The sequence below is a fragment of the Agrobacterium sp. DKPNP3 genome (genome assembly GCF_052686535.1).
Genome location: NZ_JBQYSN010000180.1, coordinates 1 through 1,245 on the forward strand (window position 1 = coordinate 1; position 1,245 = coordinate 1,245).

The 1,245-nt window shown below is 58.1% G+C and carries 1 protein-coding gene; it reads right to left on the reverse strand.

Annotated elements, in window-relative coordinates; translation table 11 throughout:
* On the reverse strand, window positions 1-1,245 hold a 1,245-nt coding region (locus ACUTJJ_RS25000), incomplete at both ends, for an IS30 family transposase (protein ID WP_445543779.1).

Genomic DNA, 1,245 nt, shown 5'->3' on the forward strand with positions numbered 1-1,245 from the left:
TTCGATCATATCCGATTTGAGCAGTCCGTCGAGCGCTTCTGCCGGCGTGCGATAACCCAGCGTTTTGCGCGGTCTGCTATTCAGGGCATGCGCCACAGCGGTTAGTTCATCGGCTCCATGCTGGCTCAGATCTGTACCCTTGGGGAAGTACTGCCGTAGCAAACCGTTTGTGTTTTCGTTGCTACCGCGCTGCCATGGGCTTTGAGGGTCGCAGAAGTAAATATCGAGACCAGTATCGATCTTAAGCTGTGCGTGTTGAGCCATTTCGGCACCTTGGTCCCAAGTCAGGGATTGGCGTAAGTGCGCTGGCAGTTCCATGATCGTTTCGGCGATCGCATCACGGACTGCTTCGGCACCATGCCCAGCAAGCGCAGGACCGTTTTTGACGGATTTATCGATCCCGTGGCCCTGCATGCGTGGTAGGTGCAAAAGCATTGTGAACCGTGTTGTACGTTCGACCAGCGTGCCGATCGCGGAGCTGCCGAGCCCCAGAATAAGATCACCTTCCCAATGACCAGGCACTGCTCGTTCGTCGATTTCCGCAGGGCGATCGCTGATCATGATTCCATTACCGACAAAGGACTTGCCTCGATTGCGAGCACGTTCGCGGGGCAAACGCAGTGCTCGTCCGGACCGCAAACAAGCCGACAGCTCTCGTTTCAAAGCGCCTCGGCTTTGAATGTAGAGTGCCTGATAGATGGCTTCGTGGCTTATGCGCATAGTCGCGTCCTCGGGGAAGTCCAATCTCAGACGCTGTGCAATCTGTTCCGGGCTCCAGGCTTTGGACCAGCGTCGGCTTTGCCGATGAACGGCCCGTCGTCCTTTCCATACCACGGCAGGCCCACCAAAGGCGATGCCGCCGGGCGTGGCAATCAGGCCCGAGAGCCGGTCCTGCACATAATCGCGAAGGGCGCCATTGGTTGCCAGTTTCGCCTCCTTCGGTCGTCGGGCCGCTCGATCGGCATGCCATTGTGCAGTGATGGCGCGATAGTCGAAGTCGCCGCCGCGTGTCGCTGAATTGCGCCTGATCTCGCGTGAAATTGTGCTCGGTGATCGTCCCAATTTACGTGCGATAGCACGGATCCCAGTACCTCGGGCGCATTCCAAAGCAATTTCCTCTCGCTCTCGGAACGTCAGGCTGCGATTCCTCAGTGGTGTCGCCGAGGGTGAAAGATGTGTGGGAGGCATACCGCCAGAACTCCGAAACCATCGGTTCCCAACAGGGGCAGAGACGCCGGCTTCCAC